The 17,666-nt window shown below is 67.3% G+C and carries 17 protein-coding genes and 1 tRNA gene; 7 read left to right on the top strand and 11 right to left on the bottom strand.

The genetic code is table 11. From position 1 onward, the window contains the following. Positions 1-3: 3 nt before the first annotated feature. The 3 genes from QRN63_RS00130 to QRN63_RS00140 are packed head-to-tail and all read right to left on the bottom strand — an operon-like array spanning position 4 to position 2,420. The gene (locus QRN63_RS00130; RefSeq protein WP_285028738.1) at positions 4-750 is read right to left on the bottom strand and encodes a methyltransferase domain-containing protein; all 747 of its coding nucleotides are present in this window, start codon (positions 748-750) and stop codon (positions 4-6) included. Beyond that, entirely contained in the window at positions 747-1,616 is an 870-nt protein-coding gene (locus QRN63_RS00135) for an oxidoreductase (RefSeq protein ID WP_285028739.1), read from the bottom strand. The genes QRN63_RS00130 and QRN63_RS00135 overlap by 4 nt, the downstream gene beginning before the upstream one ends. Before the next feature lie 15 nt (positions 1,617-1,631). Further along, the gene (locus QRN63_RS00140; protein WP_285028741.1) at positions 1,632-2,420 is read right to left on the bottom strand and encodes a PadR family transcriptional regulator; all 789 of its coding nucleotides are present in this window, start codon (positions 2,418-2,420) and stop codon (positions 1,632-1,634) included. A gap of 195 nt (positions 2,421-2,615) precedes the next feature. On the opposite strand from QRN63_RS00140, the gene QRN63_RS00145 reads away from it, so the two are divergent. Both QRN63_RS00145 and QRN63_RS00150 read left to right on the top strand, forming a co-directional pair. Then, a complete protein-coding gene (locus tag QRN63_RS00145) occupies positions 2,616-3,761 on the top strand; it encodes a cation:proton antiporter (protein ID WP_285028742.1) in 1,146 nt (381 codons plus the stop codon). A 445-nt stretch (positions 3,762-4,206) separates the two neighbouring features. Beyond that, positions 4,207-5,535: a hypothetical protein gene (locus QRN63_RS00150; RefSeq protein WP_285028743.1), complete on the top strand. Its 1,329-nt coding sequence runs from the start codon at positions 4,207-4,209 to the stop codon at positions 5,533-5,535. Positions 5,536-5,595: 60 nt separating this feature from the next. Here the strand turns inward: QRN63_RS00150 and lfrA are convergent, their stop codons facing one another. Together lfrA and QRN63_RS00160 are read right to left on the bottom strand one after the other, a co-directional pair. Further along, positions 5,596-7,116, bottom strand: coding sequence for an efflux MFS transporter LfrA (gene lfrA / locus QRN63_RS00155; protein WP_285028744.1), 1,521 nt, complete (start codon positions 7,114-7,116; stop codon positions 5,596-5,598). Between the two features lie 43 nt (positions 7,117-7,159). Continuing rightward, entirely contained in the window at positions 7,160-7,735 is a 576-nt protein-coding gene (locus QRN63_RS00160) for a TetR/AcrR family transcriptional regulator (protein ID WP_285028745.1), read from the bottom strand. A gap of 218 nt (positions 7,736-7,953) precedes the next feature. On the opposite strand from QRN63_RS00160, the gene QRN63_RS00165 reads away from it, so the two are divergent. Beyond that, positions 7,954-8,220, top strand: a complete 267-nt coding sequence (locus QRN63_RS00165; RefSeq protein ID WP_285028746.1) for a hypothetical protein — start codon at positions 7,954-7,956, stop codon at positions 8,218-8,220. A gap of 121 nt (positions 8,221-8,341) precedes the next feature. Here the strand turns inward: QRN63_RS00165 and QRN63_RS00170 are convergent. The 4 genes from QRN63_RS00170 to ponA2 form a co-directional block, all read right to left on the bottom strand. Beyond that, positions 8,342-8,415: transfer RNA gene (locus QRN63_RS00170), tRNA-Pro, on the bottom strand. 297 nt (positions 8,416-8,712) lie between these two features. Further along, complete coding sequence (gene cds1, locus QRN63_RS00175; protein ID WP_285028747.1) at positions 8,713-9,813, bottom strand: L-cysteine desulfhydrase Cds1; 1,101 nt, start codon at positions 9,811-9,813, stop codon at positions 8,713-8,715. Beyond that, complete coding sequence (locus QRN63_RS00180; protein ID WP_285028748.1) at positions 9,810-10,760, bottom strand: metallophosphoesterase; 951 nt, start codon at positions 10,758-10,760, stop codon at positions 9,810-9,812. Before QRN63_RS00180 ends, cds1 begins: the two co-directional genes overlap by 4 nt. Before the next feature lie 103 nt (positions 10,761-10,863). Next, positions 10,864-13,299: a transglycosylase/D,D-transpeptidase PonA2 gene (ponA2, locus tag QRN63_RS00185; protein ID WP_285028749.1), complete on the bottom strand. Its 2,436-nt coding sequence runs from the start codon at positions 13,297-13,299 to the stop codon at positions 10,864-10,866. A gap of 341 nt (positions 13,300-13,640) precedes the next feature. Here ponA2 and QRN63_RS00190 point away from each other — a divergent pair, with 341 nt between their 5' ends. Continuing rightward, entirely contained in the window at positions 13,641-13,946 is a 306-nt protein-coding gene (locus tag QRN63_RS00190) for a WhiB family transcriptional regulator (protein WP_020100988.1), read from the top strand. A gap of 66 nt (positions 13,947-14,012) precedes the next feature. Here QRN63_RS00190 and bagB read toward each other — a convergent pair whose 3' ends face one another. Together bagB and bagA are read right to left on the bottom strand one after the other, a co-directional pair. Beyond that, positions 14,013-15,161 (bottom strand): ATPase BagB, encoded by a 1,149-nt coding sequence (gene bagB, locus QRN63_RS00195; RefSeq protein WP_285028750.1) that lies wholly within the window; start codon positions 15,159-15,161, stop codon positions 14,013-14,015. Beyond that, positions 15,158-16,198 carry an ATPase BagA gene (gene bagA / locus QRN63_RS00200; RefSeq protein ID WP_285028751.1) on the bottom strand — a complete coding sequence of 347 codons (1,041 nt, stop codon included), beginning with the start codon at positions 16,196-16,198 and terminating at the stop codon, positions 15,158-15,160. The genes bagB and bagA overlap by 4 nt, the downstream gene beginning before the upstream one ends. A gap of 48 nt (positions 16,199-16,246) precedes the next feature. Between bagA and sp36 the strand changes: the two genes are divergently transcribed. The 3 genes from sp36 to QRN63_RS00215 are packed head-to-tail and all read left to right on the top strand — an operon-like array spanning position 16,247 to position 17,630. Then, positions 16,247-16,408: a Sp36 family protein gene (gene sp36, locus QRN63_RS00205; protein WP_090562576.1), complete on the top strand. Its 162-nt coding sequence runs from the start codon at positions 16,247-16,249 to the stop codon at positions 16,406-16,408. Next, a complete protein-coding gene (locus QRN63_RS00210) occupies positions 16,405-16,860 on the top strand; it encodes a RidA family protein (protein WP_285028754.1) in 456 nt (151 codons plus the stop codon). The genes sp36 and QRN63_RS00210 overlap by 4 nt, the downstream gene beginning before the upstream one ends. Next, positions 16,857-17,630: an MBL fold metallo-hydrolase gene (locus QRN63_RS00215; RefSeq protein WP_285028755.1), complete on the top strand. Its 774-nt coding sequence runs from the start codon at positions 16,857-16,859 to the stop codon at positions 17,628-17,630. The genes QRN63_RS00210 and QRN63_RS00215 overlap by 4 nt, the downstream gene beginning before the upstream one ends. Positions 17,631-17,666 lie beyond the last annotated feature (36 nt).

Raw genomic sequence — 17,666 nt, forward strand, 5'->3', positions numbered from 1 at the left:
AACCTACGCGGGCGGTCGCCGGGTGGCGATGGCGATCTGCGGCGAGTACAGGCCGCTGCGCAACTCGATGTCGACGCCGGCGGCGTCGGCCAATGCCCGCAGCGCGGACGGACTGTAGGCCCGCAGTGAGCTGATGACGCCGTCATGCACGAACGGCACGAACGGGGCCAGCGGCAGCATCGTGGCCAGCCGCATCAGGTGTAGCGGTGACGGTGGCCGAGGCAGGTCGATGATGAGCAACTTGTCCGCCACCCGGGTGCCCTCGACGAGCACCCGGACTGCGGCGGACGGGGGCAGATGGTGGAACGACAACGCGAAAACGGCCAGGGCATAAGCGCTATCGGCCGCATCGATGGCCGTCGCGTCCATGTGGCGCACCGTCACGCGCGGATCGGAACCCAGATCGCCGGCCGTGATGGCCGCGACCGAGTCGGGCTCCAGATCGGTGACGGTGAGTGTCGCGGTGGGGTGCATCTCCAGCACCTTTTTCGACAGGCCCCCGTGGCCGGCCCCGAGCTCGAGGATGCGTGGATCGGGAACGTCGGCGACTTCGTCCATGACGATGGAAGCGAAGCGCTCGTGGAGGCCGAACCAGTTGCCGGTGAGTTCCAGCGCGCGCACGACGCTGCGCTTGACGGCGGGGTCGACGTCGTCGCGGTCGAGGTATTCGGGCTGGTCGGTCTGCAGCGCGCGATCGAGGCATGACGCCCGTGGACCGCCGCGCGGCATGCGATCGATGTCGGTGCTCATCCGAGCGCCGCGGTCAGGGTGGCGGGTACCTCGATGTCGGCAACCGCGAGGTTCTCCTCGAGATGCTCGACGGACGACGTGCCGGGGATCAGCAGCATGTTGGGTGCCGCGGCCAGGGTCCAGGCCAACGCGACCTGCGCGGGCGTGCGGCCGAGTTCGCTTGCCGCCTTTCGGATTTCGGGGTGGCCGAGCACCGGGTTGTCCGGTACGAACGCCGAGCCCAGCGGGAAGAATGGGACGAACGCGATGCCGCGTGCGGCGCATGTGTCCAGCACCGGCTGCGAGGACCGGTCGAGGAGGTTGTACGCGTTCTGGACACACACGATGTCGGTGCGCTGCAGCGCGATCGCGAGATGCTCGAGGGAGATGCTGCTCAGCCCGATGCCGTCGATCAGCCCCTCGTCGCGCGCGGCAATCATGGCGCTGAGCTGGCGGTCGAACAGTTCCCGGTCGACCTTGCCCGGCGCACTGGGATCACCGTCGGGACCCATGATGCGCAGGTTCACCGCTGCGAGCCGGTCGGTGCCGAGGGTTTCGAGGTTCTGCTCGATGGCGGCCCGCAGCTCGTCGGGCTGCTGCGCGGGCAGCCAGCCGCCGGTCTGGTCCCGGCGCGCACCGACCTTGCTGACCAGCGCGAGGCCCTGCGGATAAGGGTGCAGGGCCTCGCGGATCAGCTGGTTGGCCACGTCAGGGCCATAGAACTGCGCGGTGTCGATGTGGTTGACGCCGAGTTCCACCGCGCGTCGCAACACGGCGAGCGCCTGGTCGTGGTCCCGCGGTGGGCCGAAAACGCCCGGGCCGGGGATCTGCATGGCCCCGAATCCGACCCGGTGGACCTGGTACTGACCGAGCGCGTACGTCGTCATGTAGCCAGGCTAACGCTAGTCGGACTCGCCGAGAATCTGGTAGATCTCGCGGCGGGCGTTGTTCACGATGTCCAGGATGCGTTGCTGCTGTTCGGCATTCGCGGAGTGCACCGACTGTGCGACGGCGCCGAACATTTGGCCGAGCGCGTTGCGCAGATTCAGGGCGGCTGGGTCAGCGCCTTCGGTGATCTCTTCCCAGGGGGCGGTCTCGATCGCGTCGGCGGCGGTGCGGCCGTCCTCGGTCAGCTCGAAAGTCTTTTTGCTGCCTTGGCTTTCGGCGGGGGTGATCAGACCTTCGTCCTCCAGCAGCTGCAGGGTGGGGTAGATCGAGCCTGGGCTGGGCTTCCACAGGCCGTCGCTACGCGCGGCGATCTCCTGCGTCATCTCGTAGCCGTGCATCGGCCGCTCGGTGAGCAGCTTGAGGATGGCGGCGCGGACATCGCCGCGCCGGCTGCGGCCACTGGCGCGTCCGCGGCCACCGTGACGCCGTCCGCGGGGACCGCCGGGTCCGAACGGGCCGGCGCCGAAGCCAGGTCCGAAGCCCTGGCCGAAGCCGGGACCGAAACCGAATCCCGGTCCGAATCCAAAGCCGCCCTCGCCGCGGTGGTCCCGCACGTGGTCGCGGAACTGTTCGCGCATGTCCCTCCGGGCCGCCCGGCGTTCGTCATGTCGAGCGCGGCGGTCGGCAGGGCCGACGAACGGTGAACGGTCGCCAGGTGCGAAACCGAAGCCACCTCCGTGGGAGGGGCGATCGAAGGGGCCGCCGTCGAACGGGCGGCCGGGTGGGGTGAATGGGGTTTCCATAGATGTGTGCTCTCTTTCGGCGGGAGGCGCCTGGTGCGCCTCCGATGCATTAACGATATATCGGAAACTATCGGGATGCAACAGTCCGCTGAGAGTTGGCTGCGGTGCGGCCCGCATCTGAACGTCCGCGTCTAGGGTGTGGCGATGATGGTGACGTGGCTGGGTGATCCGGCCCAGGTGGTGTCCGGCTGACCGATGGGCGACTTCGGATTTCATGCCCTGGCGCTGGTGGCCGTCATCGGCCTGGTCGGGCCGCTGCTGGCGGCAGTGCCCAAGCTGCGGGTGCCCTTGATCGTCGGCGAACTCGCTGCCGGAATCGTTGTGGGGCGCACCGGGTTCGGCATCGTCGACGCGGACAACCCGACGTTCGTGCTCCTGGCGGACATCGGCTTTGCACTCGTGATGTTCATCGTCGGGACCCATGTTCCGGTGCGCGACAAGTCATTGCGGGGTGAGCTGCCCAGATCGCTGTTGCGAGCGGTTGTGGTGGGCGCGTTCGCCGCGGTGTTCGGTGTGGTCATCGCGCATCTGTTCGGCACGGGTCACGCCCCGTTGTACGCCGTCCTCATGGCTTCGTCCTCGGCGGCGCTGGCGCTGCCCGTCATCCAGTCGCTTGGATTGACGGGGCCGCCGGTGCTGTCGGTCACCGCCCAGATCGCGATAGCCGACGCGGCGTCGATCGTGCTGTTGCCGTTGGTCATCAATCCAGCGGGTGCCCCACGCGCCGTGGTGGGGGTGCTGGCGATCGCCGCCTGTGCCGTCCTCCTGTACTTCTTTCTGCGATATGAAGCCAAGCGCGGGTGGCTCAAGCGGATGCACAGGTATTCGCACCGCCGGCATCTGGCGCTCGAACTGAGGATCAGCCTGATCGTGCTGTTCGGCCTGGCGGCGTTGGCGAAGTCGACGCACGTGTCGATCATGCTGGCGGGTTTTGCGCTGGGTCTGTGCCTGTCCGCGATTGGTGAACCGCGTCGGCTGGCGCGCCAGCTGTTCGGCATCACCGAGGGATTCTTCGCGCCGTTGTTCTTCGTCTGGCTCGGCGCGTCATTACAGGTGCGGGAGCTCGGCGAGCATCCGGGTCTGATCGGGCTGGGTGTGGCCCTGGGCGTGGGAGCGGTGCTCGCACATCTCACTGGCAGGTTGTTCGGGCAACCGCTGGCGCTGGGGGTGCTGGCGGCAGCGCAATTGGGCGTTCCGGTGGCCGCTGCCACATTGGGGACCCAGCAGCATCTGCTGAGTCCGGGCGAGCCGTCGGCACTGATTCTCGGTGCGCTGCTGACCGTCGTGGCGACGTCTTCGGCCGGCGGGATCGCCCAGCGCCGGCAAACTGCGACGGCCTGAGTTCCGCCGCCCGGTCCCGCTCGACCCACTGTCTCACCATGTGGACACTCCAGTGGTAAGACGCACTCCCGCCAAGCATTCCGCGGCTACGACTGACGCGCGCGCAAGTTATGCGTAGCGTAATTTGCTGAAACTGCAAATTTCCGCGACATCGTCTTTGGGGCGTGCCGGCTAATCGGGCCAATCCGAGGTGTGACGTGCGTCTCGTCACGCTGTGAACTACCTGTGAGACAAATGATGCTGATTTGGGCGGTCCTTCTAGCCAAATTTGCTGATTCGGTAGCGCAACTAACTTGCCCGTCAGGGCAGCAATCTAACGCGATTGACAATTTACTGACAGTCCGATTTTGGTTAGCTGGGAAATGTGTGGGTTGGTAAAAAATGCCTATTTACAAGGGGTAAATTTCTCGACCACACGAGTGTCGCGATAACTGGGAGGACTCAAATGCAGCTCACAATGAAGCCGTATATCACTGCGGGCGTTGCCCTCGCGGGAGCGAGTGTGATTGCTGTGGCGCCGGTGGTGCCGCAGACGCAACCCCACTTGCCTGCGGTTTCGCACGTGCAGGTCTCCGATGTGCATCTGACGGCACTGGTCAACCCGATCGTGGCACTGGGCAACATCTACAACGCCCTGGCAGAGACGGTCGGGCAAACCAGCTACATGGTGGAGACCAGCGTCAATCCGCTGGTGCGCCAGGTGGTGCTCGATGCGAACTACGGCGTGCAGCAGGGCATGCAGTTGATCGGCAACATCACCGGCGCGACGTTCACCCTCGGTGGTGCGCTGCCGGGCACTCTCGCAAACGTGCTGGGGAACCTCGGCACGCTCAATGTCAACGGCGCCATCGACTCGCTGGTTGGCGGTCTGCTCCCGGGCGGTCTGCAGCTGATCACCGGCATCAACGGACCGGTGCAGAACATCCTGCAGCAACCGTTGGCAGTGGCGGAGGCGATGGTGCCCGCAGTGCTGGATTCGGTGACCGCTCTGGTCGCCGGCCTGGCGATCTCGACCGTCGGAATCGGCTGCGGCTCGTGCCTCGGCACCACGCCCGTCGTTCAGCAGGTGGTCAAGAGCGTGACGGGAATTCTGCAGTCGGTGCTCACCCTCAATCCCGGCACCATTTACAACGGTGTGCTCAACAACGTGGTGAGCCTCGTGCAGAACATTCAGAAGAATGTCACGGATTTTGAAACCGGCACCGTTCCGTACATCGTCAATCGGATCATCACCGCGCTGAATGTGAACCCGAATGCACCGGGCGGCGTCACCGTTCCCGCCGCTGCGACGACGGTTGCCGCGCTGGCGCCGGCGGCCGAGAAGACGGCCACGGACTCGTCTGCCGCGGGATCGACCGACACCGCGACGACGACGAAGAAGACGGCGACCGCCACCGCGGCGACGTCGACCGATGCGGCGAAGGACACGTCCGCCAAGGATGCCGACGCCAAGGCCGCCGACGCCAAGGCCGCCGACACCAAGGCTTCGGATACGAAGGCTGCCACTGACACCAAGGCTGCTGACACCAAGGACGCCGACACCAAGGGTGCCACCAAGGACGCCGACACCAAGGCGACCGACACCAAGGACACGACCAAGGACGCCGATACCAAGGGTACTGACACCAAGGGCACTGACACGGCGACGACGCCCAAGGACACCGCGCCCAAGACCAAGAAGGCGCAGAACCCCGGTGCCAAGGTGGCAAAGGCCATCTCTGGTGCCATCAAGAACGCCACGAAGGGTGGCAAGGGCAAGACCGGCAGCAAGTAGTCGCTCGGCGACCTGTGGCCCCACCGCCGAAAGGCGATGGGGCCACAGTGCATTCAGGGACTATTGCCGGCGGCGGAAGGCGGCGGCCACGATCGCCGCGGCGATCAGAACCAGCGCCGCGGCGGTCGCCGCAGTGGCGCCGATCCCCGAATCGAAGGCGACGCGTGCCGACTTCATCAAATGATTGCCGAGCTCGGTCGGCAGGGTTCGGGCCACCGAGATGGCGCCGCCGATGCTCTCGCCGGCGTCAGCCGACTGTGCGGGTGAAAGAGCGCCCGGCAGTTCGACATTCGCGCGGTAGAACGCGGTGAACATCGTGCCCAATCCGGCGGTGCCGATCACCGCGCCCAGCTCGTAGGCGGTCTCCGACACCGCGGACGCCGCGCCGGCCTTCTCCGGCGGTACCGACGCCACGATGGTGTCGTTCGAGATCGTCTGCGACACACCGACACCCAGCTCGAGCACGGTGAACGACGCGATGACGCCGACCATGGTCAGGTCATGACGGAACAGCAGGATCAGTACGAAGCCTGCGGCCACCAGGAGCAGCCCGGTGACGATCAGCGTCTGCGGCGCGAACCGCTTGGTCAGCCGTACCACGGCGATGCCCGCGATCATCGATGCCGCCGCGCCCGGCAGCATGACCAGCGCGGCGGTCAGCGGGTCCAGTCCGAGCACCAGTTGCAGGTGCTGCGAGACGAAGAACAGGAACCCGATGAGGCCCACCATCGACAGGAAGTTGGCCAGGATCGACGCCGTGAAGGGTCCGTGACCGAACAGCCGCATATCGAGAATCGGTGTGGCACTGCGGTTCTGCCGACGCACAAACCAGACTCCCGCGCCGACACCCAAGGCGACGGCCGCCAGCGTCAGCGTCGAGATGCCGTCATGCGCGGCGGTCTTGATGGCCCACACCACCGGCAGCATGGCCACCAGCGACAGGAGCACGCTCAGCGCGTCGATTGGGCCCGGGTTCGGGTCCCGCGATTCCGGCACGAGTTTGGGCGCCAGTACCAGCAGCGGCAGCAGGATCGGCACCGCGATCATGAAGACCGCGCCCCAGTGGAAGTGCTGCAGCAAGAGACCACCGACGATCGGCCCCAGCGCCGAACCGGCCGCGAAGCACGAGGCCCAGATGGCGATGGCCAGCCGGCGTGCCGTGGCCTCGGTGAAGATGTTCCGGATCAGCGACAACGTCGACGGCATCAGCATGGCGCCGAACACGGCGAGCGCGGCACGTGCGGCAACCAGGTACCCGGCGCTCGGCGCGAACGCCGCCGCGGCCGAGATGGCGGCGAATCCGACGGCGCCGATGAGCAACAGCCGGCGCCGGCCGAACCGGTCGCCGAGGCTGCCCATCGTCACCAAAAGCGTTGCCAGCACCAGCGAATAGATGTCGACGAGCCACAACTGGGTGGCGGCTGACGGGCGGAAGTCCTCGGCGATGCGGGGCAGCGCGAAGGCCAGCACGGTGTTGTCGATGGAGACGAGCAGCACGGGCAGCATCAGCACTGCCAGCGCCCACCAATGGCGTTGCGGGGTCCGGTTCGTCACCTCGTTGGTGACGAGACTGGTGGACATGGGAATTACCTAACTTGTTGAGATGAAAGCAAATTCGTGGGGATCAGGATTGATCCGGCGTGATGGTGCCGGCCGTCAGGCTGGCCATGATGGCGTCGACGATCTCGACCCGCGGCGCGATGTTCCGGCGCAGTGCCTCGTACCCGGCGTCGAGCAGGGCCCAGAAAACCAGGCGCGGCCACTCCGGTGGGCTGGTCTGCGGTCGTGCCGAAACCCGCGCCAGCACTTCGGCTATCGCCTCGTCGCCGGTATCGAGGATCGCGGACAACTCCGGATCGGCCACGATGGTCGGCTCGTTGTAGACGAAGGGCACGATGGGTCCGAGGTCCAGCTGGGATTCGACCACCCGGCGCAGCGCAGCGAGTGGGGGCCCGCACGCGGGCTCGGCTTTGTCGATGGCGGCGTTGCACATCTCATGCACGTACAGGGCGACGGCACGGATCAGCTCGGAACGCTCGGAGAAATACCGGTGCAGGGTGCTGCGGCCAACGCCCGCGGCAGTGGCGATGTCGCTCAACGACGCCGCGGGATTGGTCGCCAGGGCGGCGGTGGCGGCATCGAGAATCGCCTTACGGGTGCGCGAACGCACACCGGTGTCGAACGATTTCAACTCAGCCATGCATCAAAGATAGCGTACCGCGACCTAAAATGGGACAGATGTGTCTCAAAACACCGGATGATGCAGGTCGAACAAGCTTTTCGCGTGGTGATGGGCCTGCGAAATTGGGTTCAACCCGGTTGTCCCGGGGTACTCGGCCGATGTCATCTGCAGCGTCAGAAAACTACACTTGACGGTATCTATTACTGATTTTGTTGGGTTGTTTCCGGAGGCGGGCCATGGCCACGTACAGGAAGATTGCATCGACAACAGCACTCGCGGCAGGCCTTGTGGCCGCGGTTCTGGGTATCGGTTCGGGAAGTGCGAGCGCCGCGCCGGCGCACGATCCGGGCATGATCCCGATGGACCACGGTTGGGGCGGCGGCGACTGGGACGACCACCACGGCTGGGGCTGGGGCCATCGTGGTTGGGGCGAGGACCGTGGCTGGGGCCCCGGGTGGCCGCCGCCATGTGTGACCGTGCCGTTCGTCAGCATCTGCGCATAAGACATCTGCGCGCGAGTATCCCGGGCCGGATCGGCGACGCGGGTCGTGCGCGCGATCTGCCGCGGTGTCTGAAACAAGAAGGCCCCGACCAGATTTCCCTGGTCAGGGCCTTGCTCACTTGTCGGGGTGGCGGGATTCGAACCCACGACCTCTTCGTCCCGAACGAAGCGCGCTACCAAGCTGCGCCACACCCCGCGTGAAGCCACGACAGCGTATCGCACCGGGGCCCTCAGAAGCCAAACGGCCCTCGCGAGGTGAGGTAGCCGCAGGTAGACGGGTTTGGCGGCGAAGATCACGTCCGCTGACGGGATGGATTTTTGCTCATCGTGCGTTGAAGCGGGTAACTGTAATCAACGACAGCTCGACAGCGAGAAAGCGAGGACCGAACATGACCGGATTGGGAGCTCTGCTCTACTGCGGATTCTTCGGGCTGGCTGCGCTATGGCTGTTCGCGACCTCTGACTACCGGGCGGCCTGGCTGGGCCGCCAGGGTCAGCCCCAGCGCCCGGAACGCTCGAACTCCGCCAGTGCCGCCACGGCGTCGGCGGACTCCAGCCCGCGGCTGCTGACCCACGCTTCGTCGAAGTAGGTATCGGCATAGCGGTCACCGCTGTCGGCCAGAAGCGTCACCACCGACCCACTGCGGCCCTGCGCCACCATCTCGGCCAGGAGCCCGAACGCACCCCAGATATTCGTGCCCGTGGACGGGCCCACGCGTCGGCCCAGCACCTTGCTCACGTGCCGAGCGGCGGCCACCGAGGCCGCGTCCGGGACGCAGACCATGGCGTCGACCACACCGGGCAGAAACGACGGCTCCACCCGCGGGCGGCCGATGCCCTCGATGCGCGACGACGCCCCGGTGAACACGTCGCGGTCGCCCGTGGCCCACGACGGATAGAACGCCGAGTTCTCCGGGTCCACGACACAGAGCCGCGTGGCGTGGCGCCGGTAGCGCAGAAACCGTCCGATCGTGGCGCTGGTGCCGCCGGTGCCCGCGCCGACCACGATCCACTCGGGAATCGGATGGGCCTCGTCGCGCAGCTGCGAGAAGATCGACTCGGCGATGTTGTTGTTGCCGCGCCAGTCGGTGGCCCGTTCGGCATTGGTGAACTGATCCAGGTAGTGGCCGCCAGTCTCGCGCGCCAGGCGTTCCGCCTCGTCGTACACCTCTGACGACTGCTCCACGAAATGGCAACGGCCGCCTTGTGATTCGATCAGCGCGATCTTCGACGGGCTCGTCGACGCCGTCATCACCGCGATGAACTCGAGCCCCAGCAGCGCCGCGAAATACGCTTCGGACACCGCGGTCGACCCGGACGACGCCTCGATGACCGTCGTCTGCGGTCCGATCCAGCCGTTGCACAACCCGTACAGGAACAGCGACCGAGCGAGCCGGTGCTTGAGGCTGCCGGTGATGTGCGTGCTCTCGTCCTTGAGATACAGCTGGACGTCGACGCTCGCACCCCACGCGGCAGGCAACGGATAGCGCAGGAGGTGGGTGTCGGCGCTGCGCCGGGCGTCGGCCTCGATCAACCGGACCGCGCCCGCCACCCAGCCGCGGTCGACGCCGCGCGCCGCCACCGGCGGGGTCACCGTGCCGAAACGGCCGGCTGCGTCATGTCGGCGCTGATACCGGCGTGCCCGCCGCCGGTCGGAGCGGCCACCAGCGTCAGCAGCGTCACCTCGGGCCGGCAGCAGAAACGCACCGGCGTGTACGGCGAGGTACCCAGACCGGCGGACACGTGCAGCTGCGTGTGTGCGCCCCAGCGGGACGGCCCCTTCACCCGGGAGGTGTCGATGTCGCAGTTGGTCACCAGCGCGCCGTAGAACGGCACGCACAGCTGCCCGCCGTGCGTGTGGCCGGCCAGCACCAGCTGGTAACCGTCGTCGGCGAACCGGTCCAGCACGCGGGTGTACGGCGCATGGGTGATGCCCAGCGACAGGTTGGCCGCCGGGTTGGGCCGCCCGGCGACGGTGTCGTAGCGGTCGCGGGCCAGGTGCGGATCGTCGACCCCGGCCACGGCGACGAGCTGCCCGTTGATCTCGATCTCGCGCCGGGTGTGGGTCATGTCCAGCCAGCCGCGCTCGGTGAACGCCGCGCGCAGGTCCTGCCACGGCAGCGGCCGTCCGGTGATCCGCTTGTGCTTGCTGAACAGATAGTTGGCGGGGTTCTTGGGCTTCGGCGCGAAGTAGTCGTTGCTGCCGAACACGAACACACCGGGGACCGCGAGCAGGTCGCCCATCGCCTGCACCACGGCCGGCACCGACTTCGGGTGCGAGAGGTTGTCGCCGGTGTTGACCACCAGATCCGGCTCCCAGCGGGCCAGCTCGCGCAGCCACGCCTGCTTGCGACGCTGCGCCGGCATCATGTGCAGATCGCTCAGATGCAGCACCCGCAGCGGCGACGATCCGGGCGTCAGCACCGGCATGGTGACCTCGCGGACCACGAACGCGTTGCGCTCGATGAGCGACGCGTAGGCGAGGCCCGCAGCCAGTGTTCCGGCGACGGTGACGGCAGCGTTGCGGACGATGGCAGACATGCAGGCAGCCTACTTGCTCAGCGCAGCAATTGGCCCGTTGTCGCTGGTCATCGTTAGAAAGCCCACAGGGTTGACTTAGGTCGTTCTGAGGTTTCGGCCGGGCCTATGGTGGCGGGGGACCGAGAACCGGCACGGTGATGGGCGGCAGGCCAGGAATCTCGACGACCGTCGACCCGATCTGCACCGGCGGCAGGCCGTCGATGCCCGGAATGCCCACCGGCGGTGGCGGCGGAGGCGGCGGCGCGATGCCATTGCTGACCTGGATCGTGATGATCGATCCGGGGATGGTCTGGCCCGACGGCGACGTTCCGACCACCTGGCCCGACGGCGCGGTGCTGTTGACCCACGACGGCTGCGCGGACAGCTGGAAGCCGGCCTCCTTGATGCGGTTCTGTGCCAGGTCGAGGTCCATGCCCGCGACACTCGGCACCTTCGAGCCCGGCCCGCCGTCGACGTAGCGCGGGTCGGTCGGCGGCATCACCACATTGGGCGGGGTGTACTGCTTCATCGCCGTGAACCAGGTTCGGGCCGGTTCGTGGCCGCCGTAGAGATCACCGCGGCCGCACTGCCGCAGCGGGAACGAACACAGGTCCGACGGTGTGGGCGAGTCGTCGTAGATGTAGTTGGCGGCGGCGTAGGCGCTGGTGAAGCCCAAGAACGCCGACGACCGGTGGGCCTCGGTGGTGCCGGTCTTGCCCGATACCGGGAGGTTCCAGCCCACCGACTGTGCGGCCGCGGCACCGGTGCCACTGATGGCGTCCTTGTTCATCGCGTTGGCGAGAGTGTTCGCCAGACCCTCGGGGACCGCCTGCTCGCAGGTCTGAGTGGTCACCGAGACCTCATTGCCGTGCCGGTCGAACACCTTGTCGACCGGGTTGGGCGGGCACCACGTGCCGCCCGACGCCAGCGTGGCCGCGACGTTCGACAGTTCGAGGGCGTTGACCTCGAACGGTCCGAGGGTGAACGAGCCGATGTTCTGCCGCTTGATGAAGTCGGCCAGGCTCTCGTTGCTGTTCGGGTCGTACGGGCGGGCGGTGCCCGGCGCGGCGTAGGACCGCAACCCCAGCTTGACCGCCATGTCGACGGTGCGCGGGACACCGATCTGCGAGATGAGCTTGGCGAAGCCGGTGTTCGGCGACGACGCCAGCGCTTCGGTGACGTTCATGCTGCCCTTGTAGCGGCCGTCGTTCTCGACGCACCACTTGTCCTTCGGGCAGCCCTTGGCGCCACCGCTGCCGAGGCCCTTGGCCTCGAACCGTCCGGGCACGTCCAGCTGCGCGTTGATGCCCATGCCCATGTCGAGAGCAGCGGCTGTGGTGAAGAGCTTGAAGATGGAGCCCGCGCCGTCACCGACCAACGAAAAGGGCTGCGGCTGCATGGTTTCCCCGGCCGCGGTGTTCAGGCCGTACGTCCGGTTGCTGGCCATCGCCACCACCTGGTGGTTGTCCTTGCCGGGACGGATGACGCTCATGACACTGGCGATGCCGTCGATGGAGGGGGAGGCGATGCCGTCGATCGACGACTTGACCGCGTTCTGGATGTCCGGGTCGATCGTGGTGCGGATCAGATAGCCACCCTTGGCCACCTGGTCCTTGCTGATGCCGGCCTTCGACAGATAGTCGAGTACGTAGTCGCAGAAGAAGGCGCGGTCACCCGCGGCGATGCAGCCGCGGGGCAACTGGTTGGGCTGCGGCAGGATGCCGAGCGGCTCGGCCTTGGCGGCCCGCAGCGCCTCGGCTTCCTGGGGGACGTTCTGGATCATGGTGTCCAGCACCAGGTTTCGGCGTGCCAGGGCGCCGTCGGGGTTGACGTAGGGGTCCAGCCCGCTGGTCGACTGCACCATGCCGGCGAGCAGCGCGGCCTGTTGCCAGTTCAGCTGGTTGGCGTTGACGCCGAAGTACGTCTGGGCGGCGTCCTGGATGCCGAACGCGCCGTTACCGAAAGACACCAGGTTCAGATAGCGCGTCAGGATCTCCGACTTGGTGAACGTCTTGTCCAGGGTCAGCGCCATGCGGATTTCGCGCAGCTTGCGCGCCGGGGTGGTCTCGATGGCGGCCCGCCGTTCGGCATCGCTCTGCGCGACGACGAGCAGTTGGTAGTTCTTGACGTACTGCTGCTCGAGGGTCGATCCACCGCGCGTATCCGCCGATCCCGACATGTAGCCGGACAGGCCCGTCAGGGTGCCCTTCCAGTCAACCCCGTTGTGCTCGGCAAACCGTTTGTCCTCGATCGAGACGATGGCCAGCTTCATGGTGTTGGCGATCTGATCGCTCGGGACCTCGAAACGGCGCTGCGAATACAGCCACGCGATGGGGTTGCCCTTGGCGTCCACCATGGTCGATACGGCGGGTGCGTCACCTTCGACCAGCTGGGCCGAACCGTTGGCCACGACGTCGGATGCCCGGTTCGACATCAGGCCGACACCCCCGATGAGCGGGAACATCATCGCGGCGAGGATCACGCTGGCGAGCAGAACGCACCACGTCAACTTGATGACGGTGACCGCGGTCGGCGGACGATTCTGCGGTCGCTCGGACATGGGGTACAGCCTAGCGACCGTGGTGGCCGGCAGCTGAGTGCTGGTCGATTACCACGTCCTTAGGGCATCTAGGGGGCTGCGACACGGGCAAAAATTAACGTTTGGACACACGTCCCAAAAAAGCGGCCCCGGACCCATTGCGCAATAGGCCCCTGACCACCTAACTTGAACACACAATGCGATCTAGGTAACACTACTAGCCGCAATGTGGCGTAGATCGCATCAGCGATTTACTCGGGAGGACTCGGCCGTCGGGAGACGGTGTGACGAAGGGATCGCTGGTGGCCGGTACACAGCCAGTAGTTCGCGCGACAATCGCTCCCCAGGCCGGAAACGGCGCGATGCAGGGTGTGGTCCAACCTGAAGCCGAAGCCAGAATCGCCTGGGTCTCCCAGGCCCGATGCCGGCAGGCTGACCCCGATGAGCTGTTCGTCCGCGGCGCCGCGCAACGCAAGGCCGCGGTCATCTGCCGACATTGCCCGGTGATCGTCGAGTGCGGTGCCGACGCCCTCGACAACCGCGTCGAGTTCGGCGTGTGGGGCGGCATGACCGAGCGTCAGCGCCGCGCCCTCCTCAAGCAGCACCCCGAGGTGGTGTCCTGGGCCGAGTTCTTCGCGACCCAGCGCAAGCACCGCAACGCGGTCTGAATTCCTTCTCGCGCAACGCAGTCCGCGGTTTTCTGCGGACTGCCGTTGCAGCGAATGACGCCGGGCTCACGCCTTGACGACGTCACCCGTGATCTGATCGGCGATGGCCCGCAGTGCCTCGAGGTCGGACACCTCGAACGGCAGTGACGGCACACCCACCAGCGCCACGTGCGGGTTGGCCCCGGTGAACCGCGACAGCAGCCGCACCTCACGCTTGGCGATGACGGTGCGGTTCGCGTGGATCCGCAGCGTCGCCGCGGCCAGCGCATCGGTGTCCTGACCGGACTGCTCCAGCTTGCCCGCGGCCTCGTCGGCCGCATCGGCGGTCAGGTCGCACAGCATCGGGTGGGTGCGGTTGAGGATCAGGCCGGCCAGCGGCATCTGCTCCTGCGACAACCGGTCGACGAAGAACGACGCCTCGCGCAGCGCGTCGGGCTCGGCGGCCGAGACCACCACGAACCGCGTGCCGGGGCGCTTGAGCAGTTCGTAGGTGCGGTCGGCCTTCTCCCGGAACCCGCCGAACGTCGCGTCCAGGGACTGCACGAAGCCGGCCGCGTCGGAGAGCATCTGCGAACCCAGCACGGTGGACAGCGCCTTCATCGCCAGGCCCATGGCCCCGGTGACGAGGCGGCCGATGCCGCGGCCCGGTCCGAGCAGCAGCCGCCACAGGCGGCTGTCCATGAAGTTGCCCAGCCGCTTCGGCGCGTCCAGGAAGTCCAGCGCGTTGCGCGACGGCGGGGTGTCGACGACGACCAGATCCCATTTGTCCTCGGCCAGCAGCTGGCCGAGCTTCTCCATCGCCATGTACTCCTGCGTGCCCGAGAGCGACGTCGCGACGGTTTGGTAGAACTGGTTCTCCAAAATCGCGTCGGCGCGGTCTTCGCCGGAGTACTGCAGCACCATCTCGTCGAAGGTGCGGCGCATGTCGAGCATCATCGCGAACAGCTGGCCGGGCACCTCGGGCGCCAGCGGCACCCGCTGCGGGGTGTTGCCCAGATCCTTGATGCCGAGGGCCTGCGCCAGCCGCTTGGCCGGGTCGATGGTCAGCACGACGACGGTGCGGCCGTACTCGGCGGCCCGCAGCGCCATCGCGGCGGCGGTGGTGGTCTTGCCGACGCCGCCGGCGCCGCAGCACACCACGACGCGGTTCGCCTTGTCCGACAGGATGGCGTGCATGTCCAGCTTCAAGGGTTGATGGCCCGGCTTGCCGCTCATTTGGTGCCAACCCCTTGCAGTTCGAGTGCTTCGGCGAGTTCGTACAGGCTGCCCAGGTCGACCCCGTCGGGGAGCGCGGGCAGTTCGAGGCGGGGCACTTCGAGGGCGTCGAGCGCCTCGGCGCTCTCGGCGCGCGCCATCATGCGCGTCGCGTGCTGGATGGTCTCGGTGAGCAGTCCGGCGAAGTCGGTGTCGGACAACGTGATTCCGGCGTCGGCCAGCCCGGCACGCACCGCGTCGGCGTCGACGACGCCCTCGGCGGCCTTCGCCAGATCGTCCTGCGACAGGTACGCCGGGATGTTGCGGTTGACGATGACACTGCCGATCGGCAGGTCCAGTTCCCGCAGTTCCTCGATGGCCTCCAGGGTCTCCTGCACGGGCAGCGCCTCCAGCAGGGTGACCAGGTGGATGGCGGTGAGCTCGGAGTGCAGCAGCTTCACGACGCCGTCGGCCTGGGAGTGCACCGGCCCGCCCTTGGCGAGGTCCGAGACGGCCTTGGTGACGTCGAGGAAGCGGGAGATGCGGCCCGTCGGCGGGGCGTCGACCACGACGGCGTCGTAGGGACGCTGCCCCTTGAGCTCCTTGGCGGTCTTGCCGTTGCGGACCACGACCTCTTTGATCTTGCCGGTGAGCAGGACGTCACGCAGGCCGGGGGCGATCGTGGTGGCGAACTCGACCGCGCCGATGCGCTTCATGGCGCGGCCGGCGATGCCGAGGTTGTAGAACATGTCCAGGTACTCCAGGAACGCGGCCTCGGTGTCGATGGCCAGCGCGTTGACCTGCCCGCCGCCCTCGGCGGTGGCGATCTTCTGCTCCCCGTACGGCAGTGGTGGCACGTCGAAAAGCTGGGCGATGCCCTGACGCCCCTCGACCTCGACCAGCAGGACGCTGCGGCCGCCGGCGGCCAGCGCCAGCGCCAGCGCGGCAGCGACGGTGGTTTTGCCGGTACCGCCCTTGCCGGTGACGAAATGGAGGCGCGCCTGGTCCAGGCGCGCGGGCCAACCGATGTGGGTTTGGCCCGTCGATGCGGAGGTCACCCCAGCATGTTAACCATGCGGTACCCCTCGGCCGATAAGCTCGGCGGCATGAGCGAACCGACCCGGTGGGAGTACGCCACCGTCCCGTTGCTGATCCACGCCACCAAGCAGATCCTGGACCAGTGGGGCCAGGACGGGTGGGAGCTGGTGTCGGTATTGGCCAACCCGAGCGGTGAGCAGCACGTCGCGTACCTGAAGCGGCCGAAGTGAGCGTCTCCGACCGGCTGGCCGAGCTGGGCATCGAGCTGCCGGAAGTCGTTGCGCCCCTTGCCGCTTACGTCCCCGCGGTCCGGACCGGGAACCTCGTCTACACCTCGGGCCAGCTGCCCATGCAGGGCGGCCAGTTGCCGGCCGAGGGCAAGGTCGGCGGCGAGGTCAGTGTCGAGGACGGCAAGGCGCTGGCCCGGATCTGCGGCCTCAACGCGCTGGCTGCCGTGCACGCGCTGGTCGGCATCGACGCGGTGGTGCGGGTCGTCAAGGTCGTCGGTTTCGTCGCCTCGGCGCCGGGCTTCAACGGTCAGCCCGCGGTGATCAACGGCGCGTCCGAACTGTTCGGCGAGGTGTTCGGCCCGGCCGGCGCGCACGCCCGCTCGGCGGTCGGCGTCTCGGAGTTGCCGCTGAACGCGCCGGTCGAGGTGGAGCTGATAGTCGAAGTCGCATGACCCATCCGGCGTATGGCGTGCTGCGGCCGGTGACCCCATCGGCCTCGGTCCTGCTGTGCGACAACCCGGGGATCATGACGCTCGACGGCACCAACACGTGGGTGCTGCGCGGGCGCGGTAGTGACGAGATGGTCGTCGTCGACCCGGGACCCGACGACGATGCGCACCTCGAGCGCATCGCGGCGCTGGGCAGGATCCCGCTGGTACTGATCAGTCACAAGCACGACGACCACACCGGCGGCATCGACAAGCTGGTCGGCATGACGGGTGCGGTGGTGCGTTCGGTCGGCAGCGGATTCCTGCGGGGTCTCGGCGGGCCGCTCACCGACGGCGAGGTTATCGACGCCGCGGGCCTGCGGATCACGGTCATGGCGACGCCGGGGCACACCGCGGATTCGTTGTCGTTCGTCGTCGACGATGCCGTGCTGACCGCCGACACGGTCCTGGGCCGCGGCACCACCGTCATCGACACCGAGGACGGCAGCCTGCGTGACTACCTGGAATCACTGCGGCGGCTGCAGGGCCTCGGGCAGCGGACGGTCCTGCCCGGCCATGGCCCCGATCTGGCCGACCTGTCTGCGGTGACGGCCATGTACCTCGCGCACCGCGAGGAACGGCTGGACCAGGTGCGCGGCGCGTTGCAGGTGCTCGGCGAGGAGGCGTCGGCGCGGCAGGTGGTCGAGCACGTCTATACCGACGTCGACCAGAAGCTGTGGGACGCCGCCGAGAAATCGGTGCAGGCCCAGTTGGATTACCTGCGGACTGCGTAGTCCGCCCGAATACAGATGCCCCCGACACGCGCTGCG

The sequence above is a fragment of the Mycolicibacterium sp. lyk4-40-TYG-92 genome (assembly GCF_030209435.1).
In the GTDB taxonomy this organism is placed as follows: Bacteria; Actinomycetota; Actinomycetes; order Mycobacteriales; family Mycobacteriaceae; genus Mycobacterium.